This is a genomic window from Streptomyces sp. col6, assembly GCF_008042035.1.
GTDB lineage: Bacteria > Actinomycetota > Actinomycetes > Streptomycetales > Streptomycetaceae > Streptomyces.
Map to the genome: position 1 here is coordinate 946,544 of NZ_RDBL01000013.1, position 13,728 is coordinate 960,271.

At 70.5% G+C, this 13,728-nt stretch carries 12 protein-coding genes; 4 read left to right on the forward strand and 8 right to left on the reverse strand.

Going from position 1 to position 13,728, the window contains the following annotated elements; translation table 11 throughout:
• Positions 1 to 83: 83 nt before the first annotated feature.
• The 5 genes from pgl to tkt are packed head-to-tail and all read right to left on the reverse strand — an operon-like array spanning position 84 to position 6,654.
• Positions 84 to 824 carry a 6-phosphogluconolactonase gene (gene pgl, locus EAO73_RS20910; protein WP_412075093.1) on the reverse strand — a complete coding sequence of 247 codons (741 nt, stop codon included), beginning with the start codon at positions 822 to 824 and terminating at the stop codon, positions 84 to 86.
• A 41-nt stretch (positions 825 to 865) separates the two neighbouring features.
• Complete coding sequence (gene opcA, locus EAO73_RS20915) at positions 866 to 1,879, reverse strand: glucose-6-phosphate dehydrogenase assembly protein OpcA (protein WP_147973013.1); 1,014 nt, start codon at positions 1,877 to 1,879, stop codon at positions 866 to 868.
• The gene (gene zwf, locus EAO73_RS20920; RefSeq protein WP_018518823.1) at positions 1,876 to 3,408 is read right to left on the reverse strand and encodes a glucose-6-phosphate dehydrogenase; all 1,533 of its coding nucleotides are present in this window, start codon (positions 3,406 to 3,408) and stop codon (positions 1,876 to 1,878) included. Before zwf ends, opcA begins: the two co-directional genes overlap by 4 nt.
• 5 nt (positions 3,409 to 3,413) lie before the next feature.
• Positions 3,414 to 4,532, reverse strand: coding sequence for a transaldolase (gene tal, locus EAO73_RS20925; RefSeq protein WP_147973014.1), 1,119 nt, complete (start codon positions 4,530 to 4,532; stop codon positions 3,414 to 3,416).
• Positions 4,533 to 4,566: 34 nt separating this feature from the next.
• On the reverse strand, positions 4,567 to 6,654 hold the full coding sequence (gene tkt, locus EAO73_RS20930) for a transketolase (protein ID WP_147973015.1): 2,088 nt from the start codon (positions 6,652 to 6,654) through the stop codon (positions 4,567 to 4,569).
• Between the two features lie 446 nt (positions 6,655 to 7,100).
• Here tkt and EAO73_RS20935 point away from each other — a divergent pair, with 446 nt between their 5' ends.
• Both EAO73_RS20935 and EAO73_RS20940 read left to right on the forward strand, forming a co-directional pair.
• Positions 7,101 to 8,054 carry a heme o synthase gene (locus EAO73_RS20935; protein WP_191134157.1) on the forward strand — a complete coding sequence of 318 codons (954 nt, stop codon included), beginning with the start codon at positions 7,101 to 7,103 and terminating at the stop codon, positions 8,052 to 8,054.
• Positions 8,055 to 8,146: 92 nt separating this feature from the next.
• Positions 8,147 to 8,509: a hypothetical protein gene (locus EAO73_RS20940; protein ID WP_147973016.1), complete on the forward strand. Its 363-nt coding sequence runs from the start codon at positions 8,147 to 8,149 to the stop codon at positions 8,507 to 8,509.
• A gap of 83 nt (positions 8,510 to 8,592) precedes the next feature.
• Here EAO73_RS20940 and EAO73_RS20945 read toward each other — a convergent pair whose 3' ends face one another.
• From EAO73_RS20945 to EAO73_RS20955, 3 genes are all read right to left on the reverse strand, one after another.
• Positions 8,593 to 9,606: a COX15/CtaA family protein gene (locus EAO73_RS20945; RefSeq protein ID WP_147973017.1), complete on the reverse strand. Its 1,014-nt coding sequence runs from the start codon at positions 9,604 to 9,606 to the stop codon at positions 8,593 to 8,595.
• Positions 9,607 to 9,681: 75 nt separating this feature from the next.
• Positions 9,682 to 10,449, reverse strand: coding sequence for an ABC transporter permease (locus EAO73_RS20950; protein WP_147973018.1), 768 nt, complete (start codon positions 10,447 to 10,449; stop codon positions 9,682 to 9,684).
• On the reverse strand, positions 10,446 to 11,378 hold the full coding sequence (locus EAO73_RS20955; protein ID WP_147973019.1) for an ABC transporter ATP-binding protein: 933 nt from the start codon (positions 11,376 to 11,378) through the stop codon (positions 10,446 to 10,448). Before EAO73_RS20955 ends, EAO73_RS20950 begins: the two co-directional genes overlap by 4 nt.
• A 136-nt stretch (positions 11,379 to 11,514) precedes the next feature.
• Between EAO73_RS20955 and EAO73_RS20960 the strand changes: the two genes are divergently transcribed.
• Together EAO73_RS20960 and sufB are read left to right on the forward strand one after the other, a co-directional pair.
• On the forward strand, positions 11,515 to 12,255 hold the full coding sequence (locus EAO73_RS20960; RefSeq protein ID WP_147973020.1) for a helix-turn-helix transcriptional regulator: 741 nt from the start codon (positions 11,515 to 11,517) through the stop codon (positions 12,253 to 12,255).
• Complete coding sequence (gene sufB, locus EAO73_RS20965) at positions 12,252 to 13,673, forward strand: Fe-S cluster assembly protein SufB (RefSeq protein ID WP_018104622.1); 1,422 nt, start codon at positions 12,252 to 12,254, stop codon at positions 13,671 to 13,673. Before EAO73_RS20960 ends, sufB begins: the two co-directional genes overlap by 4 nt.
• The last annotated feature ends 55 nt before the right edge of the window (positions 13,674 to 13,728 follow it).

Below are 13,728 nucleotides of genomic sequence, written 5' to 3' on the forward strand. Positions count from 1 at the left end.
AAGGCCCCGGCCCCGGAAACGCGGCGGGCCCGGTCCGCCCCGAGGGGCGGACCGGGCCCGTGCGGAAACCCGCTGACGGCCGGTCAGGCGGAGGCCGGCGGGTACAGGGCGCGGGGGAGGCGGGAGGCCGCCGCCGCGTCCAGCAGCCACAGCGTGCGGCCCCGGCCGTACGCACCGGCAGCCGGGGCCTGGATCTCCCCGGGCCCCGACAGGGCGATGGCCACCGCCTCCGCCTTGTCCTCGCCCGCGGCCAGCAGCCATACCTCGCGCGCCGCCCGGATGGCGGGCAGCGTCAGCGAGACCCGGACCGGCGGCGGCTTGGGGGCGCCGTGCACACCGACGACGGTGCGCTCGGTCTCCCGTACCGCCGGCAGCTCGGGGAAGAGCGAGGCGACATGGGTGTCGGGGCCGACGCCCAGCATCAGCACGTCGAACTCCGGCACCGGGCCGTGGTCCTGCGGTGCCGAGGCGGCCGCCAGTTCGGCCGCGTATCCGGCGGCCGCGGCGTCGGCGTCCGGGCCGTAGGGGCCGTCCGACGCGGGCATGACGTGCACCCGGGACGGGTCCAGCGGCACCGCGTCGAGCAGGGCCTCGCGGGCCTGGGTGACATTGCGCTCCGGGTCGCCCTCGGGCAGGAACCGCTCGTCGCCCCACCACAGGTCGAGCCGCGACCAGTCGATCGCGTCCCGGGCGGGCGCGGCGGCGAGAGCGGCCAGCAGGCCGTTGCCGTTGCGCCCGCCGGTGAGCACCACCGAGGCGTTGCCGCGCGCGGCCTGGGCGTCCACGATCTTCGTGATCAGCCGGGCCGCCGCGGCCTGCGCCATCAGCTCCTTGTCGCGGTGCACGACGAGCTGCGGTACTCCGGTCACTTCGCCGCCGCCTTCTTGGCCGGGGCGGCCTTCTTCGCGGGGGGAGTGGCGTCCGCGGCCTTCTTGGCCGGGGCGGACGGCTCCGCCTGGTCCAGGCGCTCCACGCCGAACTTCACCGTCGACTCGTAGATGTTGTCCGGGTCGAGGCGGCGGAGCTCCTCCGCGAGCAGCTCCGCCGTCTCGCGGCGCTTGAGCGCCACCGCGCGGTCCGGCTGGCCCACCATGCAGAGCGTGGCGAGCGAGCCGTCGGCCCGGTCCAGGACGATGTCGCCGTTCTTGGTGGTCATCCGGACGGCCGTGAGGCCGGGGCCGCCGGACGTGGTGCGCTCCACCGGGACGCCGAGGCGGTCCGCGAGCCACATGGCCAGCAGCTCGCAGCTCGGGTTGTCCGACTCGCCCTCGACCGTGGCCGAGACGACCTCGGCCGGCTGCTGGTCGAGCGCCGCCGCCAGCATCGAGCGCCACGGCGTGATGCGCGTCCACGCCAGGTCCGTGTCACCGGGCCGATAGGTCTGGGCACGCATCGCCAGCTCTTCGAGCGGGTGCTCGGCCGAGTAGGTGTCGGTGATCCGGCGCTGGGCCAGTGCGCCGAGCGCGTCCCTCGCCGGGTCGGCCGGGGAGTCCTGCGGCCACCACACGACCACCGGGGCGTCCGGCAGCAGCAGCGGCAGGACGACCGACTGGGCGTGGTTGGCCAGCTCGCCGTGGAGCCGCAGCACCACGGTCTCGCCGGAGCCCGAGTCGGACCCGACCCGGATCTCGGCGTCGAGCCGCGCGTCGCGGCGGGTGCGCGGCGAACGGCTGAGCCGCTTGATGACCGCGATGATCCGCGAGGGGTGCTCGCGCGAGGAGTCGCTGGCCGCCTTCAGCGCGTCGTAGGCGTTCTCCTCGTCGGTGACGATGACGAGGGTGAGCACCATCCCGATCGCCGGGGCGCCGACGGCGCGCCGGGCCGAGATGAGCGCCTGGTTGATCTTGCTGGACGTGGTTTCCGTGAGATCGATCTTCATGGCCGGCGCCAGCTCCGTCCGTCGCGTGCGAGCATCTCGTCCGCCTCGGCCGGACCCCAGGTGCCGGCCGGGTACTGGGCGGGCTTGCCGTGCTTGTCCCAGTACTCCTCGATCGGGTCGAGGATGTTCCAGGAGAGCTCGACCTCCTGGTGGCGCGGGAAGAGGTTGGCGTCGCCGAGCAGGACGTCGAGGATGAGCCGCTCGTACGCCTCCGGGCTGGACTCCGTGAAGGACTCGCCGTAGGCGAAGTCCATCGTGACGTCCCGGACCTCCATCGAGGTGCCGGGCACCTTGGAGCCGAACCGCACCGTGACACCCTCGTCCGGCTGCACCCGGATGACCAGGGCGTTGCCGCCAAGCTCCTCCGTCGCGCCGGACTCGAAGGGCAGGTACGGGGCGCGCTTGAAGACGACCGCGATCTCCGTGACCCGGCGGCCGAGACGCTTGCCGGTGCGCAGGTAGAAGGGGACGCCCGCCCAGCGGCGGTTGTTGATCGTCAGCTTGATCGCGGCGAAGGTGTCGGTCTTCGACTTGGGGTCGATACCGTCCTCCTCCAGATAGCCCACGGCCTCCTCGCCGCCCTGCCAGGCGTGCGTGTACTGGCCGCGCACGGTGTGCTTGCCCAGGTCCTCGGGCAGCTCCACCGCCGTGAGCACCTTGAGCTTCTCGGCGACCAGGGCCTTGGGGTGGAAGGAGCCGGGCTCCTCCATGGCGGTCAGCGCGAGCAGCTGGAGCAGGTGGTTCTGGATGACGTCACGGGCGGCGCCGATGCCGTCGTAGTAGCCGGCCCGGCCGCCGATGCCGATGTCCTCGGCCATCGTGATCTGCACGTGGTCGACGTACGACCGGTTCCAGATCGGCTCCCACATCGTGTTGGCGAAGCGCAGCGCCAGGATGTTCTGGACCGTCTCCTTGCCGAGGTAGTGGTCGATCCGGAAGACCTCGTTCGGCGGGAAGACGTCGTGCACGAGCTGGTTCAGCTCCTGCGCGCTCTTCAGGTCGTGGCCGAACGGCTTCTCGATGACGGCGCGGCGCCAGCTGCCGTCCTTCTGGTCGGCCAGCCCGTGCTTCTTGAGCTGCTGGACCACCTTGGGGAAGAACTTCGGCGGGACGGACAGGTAGAAGGCGAAGTTGCCGCCCGTGCCCTGCGCCTTGTCCAGCTCCTCGATCGTGGCCCTGAGGGTCTCGAAGGCCACGTCGTCGTCGAAGTTGCCCTGCACGAAGCGCATGCCCTGGCTCAGCTGCTGCCAGACCTCCTCGCGGAAGGGCGTACGGGAATGCTCCTTGACGGCGTCGTGCACGACCTGGGCGAAGTCCTCGTCCTCCCAGTCGCGGCGCGCGAAGCCGATGAGCGAGAAGCCCGGCGGCAGCAGACCGCGGTTGGCCAGGTCGTAGACGGCGGGCATCAGCTTTTTACGGGACAAATCGCCCGTGACGCCAAAGATGACCAGGCCCGACGGCCCCGCGATGCGCGGGAGCCGTCGGTCCTGGGCGTCACGGAGCGGGTTGGCTCCGGGAACACCAGACAAAGTGGTCAGCCCTCCGAAGGGGCGAGGCGCTTGAGCTCCGCCTCGGTCGAGTTGAGCAGGTCGGTCCAGGCGGCCTCGAACTTCTCGACGCCCTCGTCCTCCAGGAGCTGGACGACGTCGTCGTAGTCGACACCGAGCTTCTTGATGGTGTCGAGGTCGGCGCGCGCCTGGTCGTACGAACCGGCGACGGTGTTGCCGGTGACCTCGCCGTGGTCCGCCACCGCGTCCAGAGTCGCCTCGGGCATGGTGTTGACCGTGTTCGGGGCGACGAGGTCGACGACGTACAGGGTGTCCTTGAGGGCCGGGTCCTTCACGCCGGTCGAGGCCCACAGCGGACGCTGCTTGTTGGCGTGCGCCTTGTCCAGGGCGGCCCAGCGCTGACCGGCGAAGACCTCCTCGTACGCCTCGTAGGCCAGGCGCGCGTTGGCCAGGGCGGACTTGCCCTTCGCGGCCTTCGCCTCCTCGCCGCCGATGGCGTCCAGGCGCTTGTCGATCTCGGTGTCCACGCGGGATACGAAGAAGGACGCCACCGAGTGGATCCTGGAGAGGTCCAGGCCCGCGGCCTTCGCCTTCTCCAGGCCCGCCAGGTAGGCGTCCATGACCGCGCGGTAGCGCTCCAGCGAGAAGATCAGCGTGACGTTGACGCTGATGCCCCGGCCGATCGTCTCGGTGATCGCGGGCAGGCCCGCCTTGGTCGCCGGGATCTTGATGAGGGTGTTCGGGCGGTCCACCAGCCAGGCCAGCTGCTTGGCCTCGGCGACCGTGGCCGTCGTGTTGTGCGCCAGGCGCGGGTCGACCTCGATGGAGACCCGGCCGTCCTGGCCGTCCGTCGCGTCGAAGACCGGACGCAGGATGTCGGCCGCGTCACGGACGTCCGCGGTGGTGATCATGCGGATCGCTTCCTCGACGGTCACCTTGCGGGCCGCGAGGTCGGCGAGCTGCTGGTCGTAGCCGTCGCCCTGCGAGATGGCCTTCTGGAAGATCGAGGGGTTGGTCGTGACCCCCACGACGTGGCTCTGGTCGATCAGCTCCGCCAGATTGCCCGACGTGATCCGCTTGCGCGAGAGATCGTCGAGCCAGATCGCCACGCCCTCGTCGGAGAGGCGCTTGAGTGCGTCTGTCATGAGAATTGCATCTCCTACTAGTCGTATAACGGCGTCAGCGCGTGGCGGCGGCGAGGGATTCCCGGGCGGCCTCGGCGACGTGCTCGCCGGTGAAACCGAACTCCCGGAACAGGACCTTGGCGTCCGCCGAAGCGCCGAAGTGCTCCAGTGAGACGATCCGGCCGGCGTCGCCGACGTACCGGTACCAGGTCAGGCCGATGCCCGCCTCCACGGCCACGCGGGCCTTCACCGACGGCGGCAGAACGCTGTCCTTGTAACCCTGTTCCTGCTCCTCGAACCACTCGACACACGGCATCGAGACCACACGGGTCGGAATTCCGGCCGCCTGGAGCTCATCGCGCGCCTCGACGGCGAGCTGGACCTCGGAGCCCGTGCCGATCAGGACGACCTGCGGCTCGCCCCCCTCGGCCTCGAAGAGCACGTAGCCGCCCTTGGCCGCGTCCTCGTTCGCCTCGTACGTCGGCACGCCCTGGCGGGTCAGCGCCAGACCGTGCGGGGCGCCCACGCCGAACACCTTGGTGTAGCGGCGCAGGATCTCGCGCCAGGCGATGGCGGTCTCGTTGGCGTCGGCCGGGCGCACGACGTTGAGGCCCGGGATGGCGCGCAGCGAGGCCAGGTGCTCCACCGGCTGGTGGGTCGGGCCGTCCTCGCCGAGACCGATCGAGTCGTGCGTCCACACGTAGGTCACCGGCAGGTGCATCAGCGCGGACAGCCGCACCGCGTTGCGCATGTAGTCGGAGAACACCAGGAAGGTGCCGCCGTAGATGCGGGTGTTGCCGTGCAGCGCGATGCCGTTCATGGCGGCGGCCATGGCGTGCTCGCGGATGCCGAAGTGGATCGTGCGGCCGTACGGGTCGGCCTCCGGCAGCGGGTTGCCCGCGGGGAGGAACGACGACGTCTTGTCGATCGTGGTGTTGTTCGAGCCCGCCAGGTCGGCGGAGCCCCCCCACAGCTCGGGGATGATCCCGCCGAGCGCCTGGAGCACCTTGCCGGACGCGGCGCGGGTGGCGACGGCCTTACCGGTCTCGAAGACCGGCAGGCTGTCCTCCCAGCCCTTGGGCAGCTCGCCCGCGGCGATGCGGTCGAAGTCGGCGGCGCGCTCCGGGTTGGCGGCGCGCCAGGCGTCGAAGCCCTTCTGCCACTCGGCCTTGGCCTCGCGACCCCGGTCCCGGGCGGCACGGGTGTGCGCGATGACCTCGTCGGAGACCTCGAAGGACTTCTCCGGGTCGAAGCCCAGCACCTTCTTGGTCGCGGCGACCTCGTCGTCGCCGAGCGCGGAGCCGTGCGAGGCCTCGGTGTTCTGGGCGTGCGGGGCGGGCCAGGCGATGATCGAGCGGGCCGCGATGAACGAGGGGCGCTCGGTCTCGGCCTTGGCGGCCAGCAGCGCGTGGTAGAGGCCCTCGGGGTCCAGGTCGCCGTTGGGCAGCTGGTCGACGCGCTGGACGTGCCAGCCGTACGCCTCGTAGCGCTTGACGGTGTCCTCGGAGACCGCGGTCTCCGTGTCGCCCTCGATGGAGATGTGGTTGTCGTCCCACAGCAGGACCAGGTTGCCCAGCTTCTGGTGCCCGGCCAGCGAGGACGCCTCGGCCGAGATGCCCTCCTGGAGGCAGCCGTCACCGGCGACGACCCACACCATGTGGTCGAAGGGGGAGGTGCCGGCGGCCGCCTCCGGGTCGAACAGACCGCGCTCGTAGCGGGCGGCCATGGCCATGCCCACGGCGTTGGCGACACCCTGGCCCAGCGGGCCGGTCGTCGTCTCCACGCCGGTGGTGTGGCCGTACTCCGGGTGGCCCGGGGTCTTGGAGCCCCAGGTGCGGAAGGCCTTCAGGTCATCGAGCTCCAGGCCGTAGCCGGCCAGGTAGAGCTGGATGTACAGGGTCAGGCTGCTGTGGCCCGCCGAGAGCACGAACCGGTCGCGACCGGTCCAGTCCGCGTCCGCGGGGTCGTGCCGCATCACCTTCTGGAAGATGGTGTACGCGGCGGGAGCCAGGCTCATGGCCGTACCCGGGTGGCCGTTTCCGACTTTCTGTACGGCGTCCGCGGCGAGGACGCGGACGGTGTCCACGGCCCGCTGGTCCAATTCGGTCCACTGGAGGTCTGTGGTGGTCGGCTTGGTGCTCACCCTGAGTCAGGGCTCCTCTCCAACTGTTGTAGACCGGTGACTTCGACCGCACCGGATGCTGTCGAGCCTACCCCCGTCCGTACCCGCGTTTTCCGGCTCCTACCAGGGTGCGGGCGGCCCGCGGAATCCGCCTCCCGTATGAGCGGAAGGGCTCACCGATGGGCTTCTCCGATGAGCGCGGGGACCCACTCCTGGGCGCTCCGAAGAGCGGTCCGGAGCGCGGTTGCGGAGCCTTCGGAAGCGGTCCGGGCGAACGCTGCGACACCAGTACGTCACTCGTGCGTACGAGCCGCCCCGCGGCCGGTCCGCGACGGCCGTCCACGCCACATCAACACGACCCCACCCCCGCGAAGGGCGGCCTGTCCCCAACGTCTACAGTGGTCGGGTTCGCGCAAGTCTTCACCGGGTCCTTACGCCCGGAGCTTGCTGGGATTTCTCTGTCAGGGGTGTGCGTGACGGCCGTCGAGTCCCGACCCGCAGGGGTCGCCTTGACTCCGAGCCCAGGGGGCCAACGCCCGTTCGGGGCCCGTGTCAAGGCATTCGTGGCACTGACCAAGCCTCGGATCATCGAGCTGTTGCTGATCACCACTGTTCCGGTGATGTTCCTGGCCGCTCAGGGTGTACCCGACCTGTGGCTCGTGCTCACTACCACCATCGGCGGCTATCTGTCCGCCGGCGGTGCCAATGCACTGAACATGTACATCGACCGCGACATCGACGCGCTGATGGACCGTACGTCGCAGCGCCCGCTGGTCACCGGCATGGTGAGCCCGCGCGAGTGCCTGGCCTTCGGCATCGGCCTCGCGGTGGTCTCGACGGTCTGGTTCGGTCTGCTGGTCAACTGGCTGTCGGCGGCCCTGTCGCTGGGCGCCCTGCTCTTCTACGTCGTGATCTACACGATGCTGCTGAAGCGCCGGACCGCGCAGAACATCGTCTGGGGCGGTATCGCGGGCTGCATGCCCGTCCTCATCGGCTGGTCGGCCGTGACGAACGAGGTCTCCTGGGCCGCGGTGATCCTCTTCGCCGTCATCTTCTTCTGGACGCCCCCGCACTACTGGCCGCTGTCCATGAAGGTGAAGGACGACTACGCGCGCGTCGGCGTCCCGATGCTCCCGGTCATCGCCTCCAACCGGGTGGTCGCCCGCCAGATCGTCGCCTACAGCTGGGTGATGGTCGCGGTCTCGCTGCTGCTCACCCCGCTGGGCTACACCGGCTGGTTCTACACGGCCGTGGCGCTGCTCACCGGCGGCTTCTGGCTCTGGGAGGCGCACGGGCTGCTCAGCCGGGCCAAGGCCGGGGTGACGGGCGCGAAGCTCAAGGAGATGCGGCTGTTCCACTGGTCGATCACCTATGTGTCGCTGCTCTTCGTCGCCGTGGCGGTGGACCCCTTCCTCCGGTAGAACCCCTGCTCCGGCCGACGGGCGGGGAGCGTGGCACAAGCCACGCTCCCCGCCCGTCGCCGGTTGATCTACCCGCCGGTAGCATCCTGTCCATGGCAGAGACGGCAGAGGCTGGGACCCAGCAGGTGGACGGCAGGCGGGCGGCGCGCGCGGAGCGCAGGGCGGCCCGGCTGGCCAAGGAGATCGGGGCCTTCGCGAAGGCCCACGGCGGGGCCGAGGGGCAGATCGCCTACCTCGGTCAGATGGGCGCCCGCATCGTCCTGGTGGGCGAGGACGGCGGCTGGGGCGATCTGGTCGCCCCCTCGTACGAGATCGCCGAGAGCGCCGCGCAGAAGTCGGGGATCACCCTGCACGAGTCCTTCGACGGCGAGTTCGCGGCGAAGGTGCGCACGGGCGCGTACGAGTGGACCCGGATGGCCGGCATCCAGGTCGGCGGGCCGTCGAACAAGGCCTGAGACCGCAACGGACCGGGGCCCCCGCTCCACGGCTTTCACGCCGTCGGAGCGGGGGCCCCGGTCCGTTGTCCGTTCGGCCCGCCTCAGCCGGCCGTGGCGGGCTCCGTCTGCTCGACCGCCGGTTCCGGCACCCGGGCCACCGCCACCGGCCGCTCCCGGAGCGACAGCACCACGCGTACGACCCCGATCCACACCAGGCACGAGCCGAACATGTGCAGGCCGACCAGGATCTCCGGCGTGTCGGTGAAGTACTGCACATAGCCGATCACGCCCTGGCCCAGCAGGATCAAAAACAGCTCGCGGGTCCGGTGCAGCGGCCCGACCGGTGCGTCCACGGCCTTCAGGACGAACCAGAGCGCGACGGTGAGCGCCACCACGACCCACGCCAGGTCGGCGTGCAGCTGGGCGATCATCTTCCAGTCGATCGGGATGCGGTGGACGTCGCTGGAGTCGCCCGCGTGCCGGCCTGCGCCCGTGACCACCGTGCCCACGGTGATCAGCAGGCCCGCCGCGACGGCCAGCAGCCAGGCCAGCTGGGCGACCGCCTTGCCCACCAGCGGGCGCGGCGCCTCGTCGCCCTCACGGGTCCGCTGCCAGGTCAGCACGGCGACCGTGAGCAGCGCGGTGGACAGCAGGAAGTGCGCCGCGACGGTGTACGGGTTCAGCCCGACGAGCACCACGATGCCGCCGAGCACCGCGTTGCCCATCACGATCCAGAACTGCACCCAGCCGAGCAGAGTGACGCTGCGCCGCCAGGGCTTCGCGGACCGGGCCGCGATGATCGCCCAGCCGACCGCCGCGCACAGCACGTACGCGAGCATGCGGTTGCCGAACTCGATGGCGCCGTGGAAGCCCATCGCGCTCGTCGCCGTCAGGCTCTCGTCGGTGCACTTGGGCCAGGTCGGGCAGCCGAGGCCGGAGCCGGTCAGCCGGACGGCGCCGCCGGTCACGACGATGACGACGGCCATCACGACGGCGGACATGGCCGCGCGGCGCACCGTCCGCGGCTGGGGCGTCCAGCGCTCGGCGATGTACAGCAGCGGGTTGCGCAGGGCTTGAGCGACTTCGGCTCGGGTCAGCTTGGGCACGCGCACCATCGTAGGACGCCGCTTGTGCAAGCTTTCACGAGGGGGACGAGTTGCTCCAAACGGCAACGGAACGCGTCCGCCGGCTCACTCCCAGCGGAAGAACCGGGCCGCCGCGCCGAGCCCCAGCACCGCCCATACCGCGAGGATGCCCAGATCGCCCCACGGCATCCCGGCCCCGAGCTGGAGCACGTCCCGCAGCCCGTCCGAGAGGGCCGCGATCGGCAGCAGCCCCAGCACCGACTGCACCGCGTCCGGGAACTTCTCCAGCGGCACGATCACCCCGCCGCCCACCAGCAGCAGCAGGAAGACCAGGTTGGCGGCGGCCAGCGTCGCCTCCGCCTTCAGCGTCCCGGCCATCAGCAGCCCGAGCCCGGAGAACGCGGCCGTCCCCAGCACCAGGAGCAGCAGCACCGCGAGCGGACTGCCCTGCGGCGACCAGCCCAGCGCGAACGCGATCACCGTCAGCAGGACCACCTGGAGGACCTCGGTCACCAGCACGGCCAGCGTCTTCGCGGTCATCAGGCCCCAGCGCGGCAGCGGGGAGGCGCCGAGGCGCTTGAGTACCCCGTAGCGCCGCTCGAAACCGGTGGCGATGGCCTGGCCGGTGAAGGCCGTCGACATCACCGCCAGCGCCAGCACGCCCGGCGTCAGGAAGTCGACCGGCTCGCCCGAGCCGGTGTCCACGATGTCGACCGAGCTGAACAGCACGAGCAGCAGCGTCGGGATGACCACGGTCAGCAGGAGCTGCTCGCCGTTGCGCAGCAGCATCCGCGTCTCCAGCGCGGTCTGCGCGGCGATCATGCGCGGCAGCGGGGCGGCGCCCGGCCGGGGGGTGTACGTACCGGCGCTCATGCGCGCAGCTCCTTGCCGGTCAGTTCGAGGAAGACGTCCTCCAGGGTGTGGCGCTCCACGGAGATGCCGGAGGGCATCACGCCGTGCTGCGCGCACCAGGAGGTCACGGTGGCCAGCAGCTGGGGGTCGATGTCGCCGGTGATGCGGTACGCGCCGGTGCTCAGCTCGTCGGCCAGGGTGCCGTCGGGAAGTGCCTTGAGCAGCGAGCCGAGGTCGAGCCCGGGGCGGCCGGTGAAGCGCAGGGTGTTCTCGGCGCCGCCCCGGCACAGGGCCTCGGGGGAGCCCTGGGCGACGATCCGGCCGGCGTCGATGACGGCGACCTCGTCGGCCAGCTCCTCGGCCTCGTCCATGAAGTGGGTGGTGAGCACGGTGCTCACACCGTCGGCGCGCAGTTCCCGGACGAGGTCCCAGGTGGAGCGGCGGGCCTGCGGGTCGAGGCCCGCGGTGGGCTCGTCCAGGAAGACCAGCTCGGGCCGGCCGACGACGGCCATGGCCAGGGCGAGCCGCTGCTGCTGGCCGCCGGAGAGCCTGCGGTAGGTGGTGCGGCCGCAGGAGCCGAGGCCGAGGCGTTCGATCAGCGCGTCGACGTCCAGCGGGTGGGCGTGCAGCTTGGCCATGTGGCGGAGCATCTCGTCGGCGCGGGCGCCGGAGTAGATCCCGCCCGACTGGAGCATCACGCCGATCCTGGGGCGCAGCCGCGCGGCGTCGGCGACGGGGTCGAGGCCCAGGACCCGGACCGTCCCGCCGTCCGGGCGGCGGTAGCCCTCGCAGGTCTCGATGGTGGTGGTCTTGCCGGCGCCGTTGGGGCCGAGGACGGCGGTGACCGCGCCGGCCGGGATCTCCAGGTCGAGGCCGTCCACCGCGGTCTTGTCGCCGTACCGCTTCACCAGGCCGCTGATCCGGACGGCCGGGCGGGGCTCGCTGTTCATGGCAAACGAGTGTAGGCAGCCGTCCGGCGCACCCCGGTCCCGGGGCTTGATTAGGTAACCCTAAGTGATGGAAAGCACCGTTGATCGTTTCGGACCGTGGTTGTCAGGGGCGGATGAATTACGCAACAATGGCGTTGTGAAATACGTGGGCGAGGCTCCTCAGGAGGAACTCGCGACCGGTGAGCGCTCGACGCGCAACCGGGTCGCGCGCTCCATCCTGGACCACGGCCCGTCCACGGTCGCCGACCTGGCGAAGCGCCTGGGTCTCACCCAGGCGGCCGTCCGCCGCCATCTCGACGCCCTCGCCTGCGACGGTGTCGTCGAGGCCCGCGACCAGCGGGTGTACGGGGCGCGGACCCGGGGCCGTCCGGCCAAGGTGTTCGCCCTCACCGACTGCGGCCGGGACGCCTTCGACCAGTCCTACGACTCGCTTGCCGCCGACGCCCTGCGCTGGATCGCCGAGACCGCGGGCGACGAGGCGGTCATGGCGTTCGCCCGTGCCAGGACCGCCGAGCAGTCGGCGGCCTACCGCGCGGCGATCGAGGCCGCGGAGCCCGAAGCCCGTACGGAGGCGCTGGCCAAGGCGCTGTCCGCCGACGGGTACGCTGCTACGGCGCGCAGCGCGCCGGGCCCGCAGCAGGGTGAGCAGCTGTGCCAGCACCACTGCCCGGTCGCCCATGTCGCCGAGCAGTACCCGCAGCTGTGCGAGGCGGAGACGGAGATCTTCTCCAGCCTCCTGGGGACCCATGTGCAGCGTCTGGCCACCATCGCCCACGGCGACGGGGTGTGCACGACGTACATTCCGCGCAGCGGACACCCCACCCCACAGACCACCGATTCAGCATCTGCAAGCACGGCCGGGAGGAACCCCGCATGACGCTCCCCACGGAGACTGCCCACCCTGAGCTCGAGGGCCTGGGCACGTACGAATTCGGCTGGGCCGACTCCGACGCGGCAGGCGCGGCGGCCAAGCGCGGCCTCTCCGAGGCCGTCGTCCGCGACATCTCGGAGAAGAAGAACGAGCCCGAGTGGATGCTGAAGCTGCGGCTCAAGGGCCTCAAGCTCTTCGGCAAGAAGCCGATGCCGAACTGGGGCTCGGACCTCTCGGGCATCGACTTCGACAACATCAAGTACTTCGTGCGTTCGACGGAGAAGCAGGCGGCCTCCTGGGACGACCTGCCCGAGGACATCAAGAACACGTACGACAAGCTCGGCATCCCGGAGGCGGAGAAGCAGCGCCTCGTCGCCGGTGTCGCCGCGCAGTACGAGTCCGAGGTCGTCTACCACCAGATCCGCGAGGACCTGGAGGAGCAGGGCGTCATCTTCGTCGACACCGACACCGCGCTGAAGGAGCACGAGGAGCTCTTCAAGGAGTACTTCGGCACCGTCATCCCGGTCGGCGACAACAAGTTCGCGTCGCTGAACACGGCCGTGTGGTCCGGCGGGTCCTTCATCTACGTGCCCAAGGGTGTCCACGTGGACATCCCGCTCCAGGCCTACTTCCGTATCAACACGGAGAACATGGGCCAGTTCGAGCGGACGCTGATCATCGTCGACGAGGACGCCTACGTCCACTACGTCGAGGGCTGCACCGCCCCGATCTACTCCTCCGACTCGCTGCACTCCGCGGTCGTCGAGATCATCGTGAAGAAGGGCGGCCGCTGCCGCTACACGACGATCCAGAACTGGTCGAACAACGTCTACAACCTGGTCACCAAGCGCGCCGTGGCCTACGAGGGCGCGACCATGGAGTGGGTCGACGGCAACATCGGCTCCAAGGTCACCATGAAGTACCCGGCCGTCTACCTGATGGGCGAGCACGCCAAGGGCGAGACCCTGTCCATCGCCTTCGCGGGCGAGGGCCAGCACCAGGACGCCGGCGCCAAGATGGTCCACATGGCCCCGAACACCTCGTCCAACATCGTCTCCAAGTCGGTGGCGCGAGGCGGCGGCCGCACCTCCTACCGCGGTCTGATCGAGATCGGTGAGGGCGCGCCGGGCGCGAAGTCCAACGTCCTGTGCGACGCGCTGCTCGTCGACACGATCTCCCGGTCCGACACGTACCCGTACGTCGACGTCCGCGAGGACGACGTGTCGATGGGCCACGAGGCGACCGTCTCCAAGGTCTCCGAGGACCAGCTCTTCTACCTGATGAGCCGCGGCATGACCGAGTTCGAGGCCATGGCGATGATCGTGCGCGGCTTCGTCGAGCCGATCGCCAAGGAGCTCCCGATGGAGTACGCCCTGGAGCTCAACCGGCTGATCGAGCTGCAGATGGAGGGTTCGGTCGGCTAGTACGCCGCCGAACGCGTCCTGAAGAGTTCTTGACTGAGAAAGCGAGCACTACGAC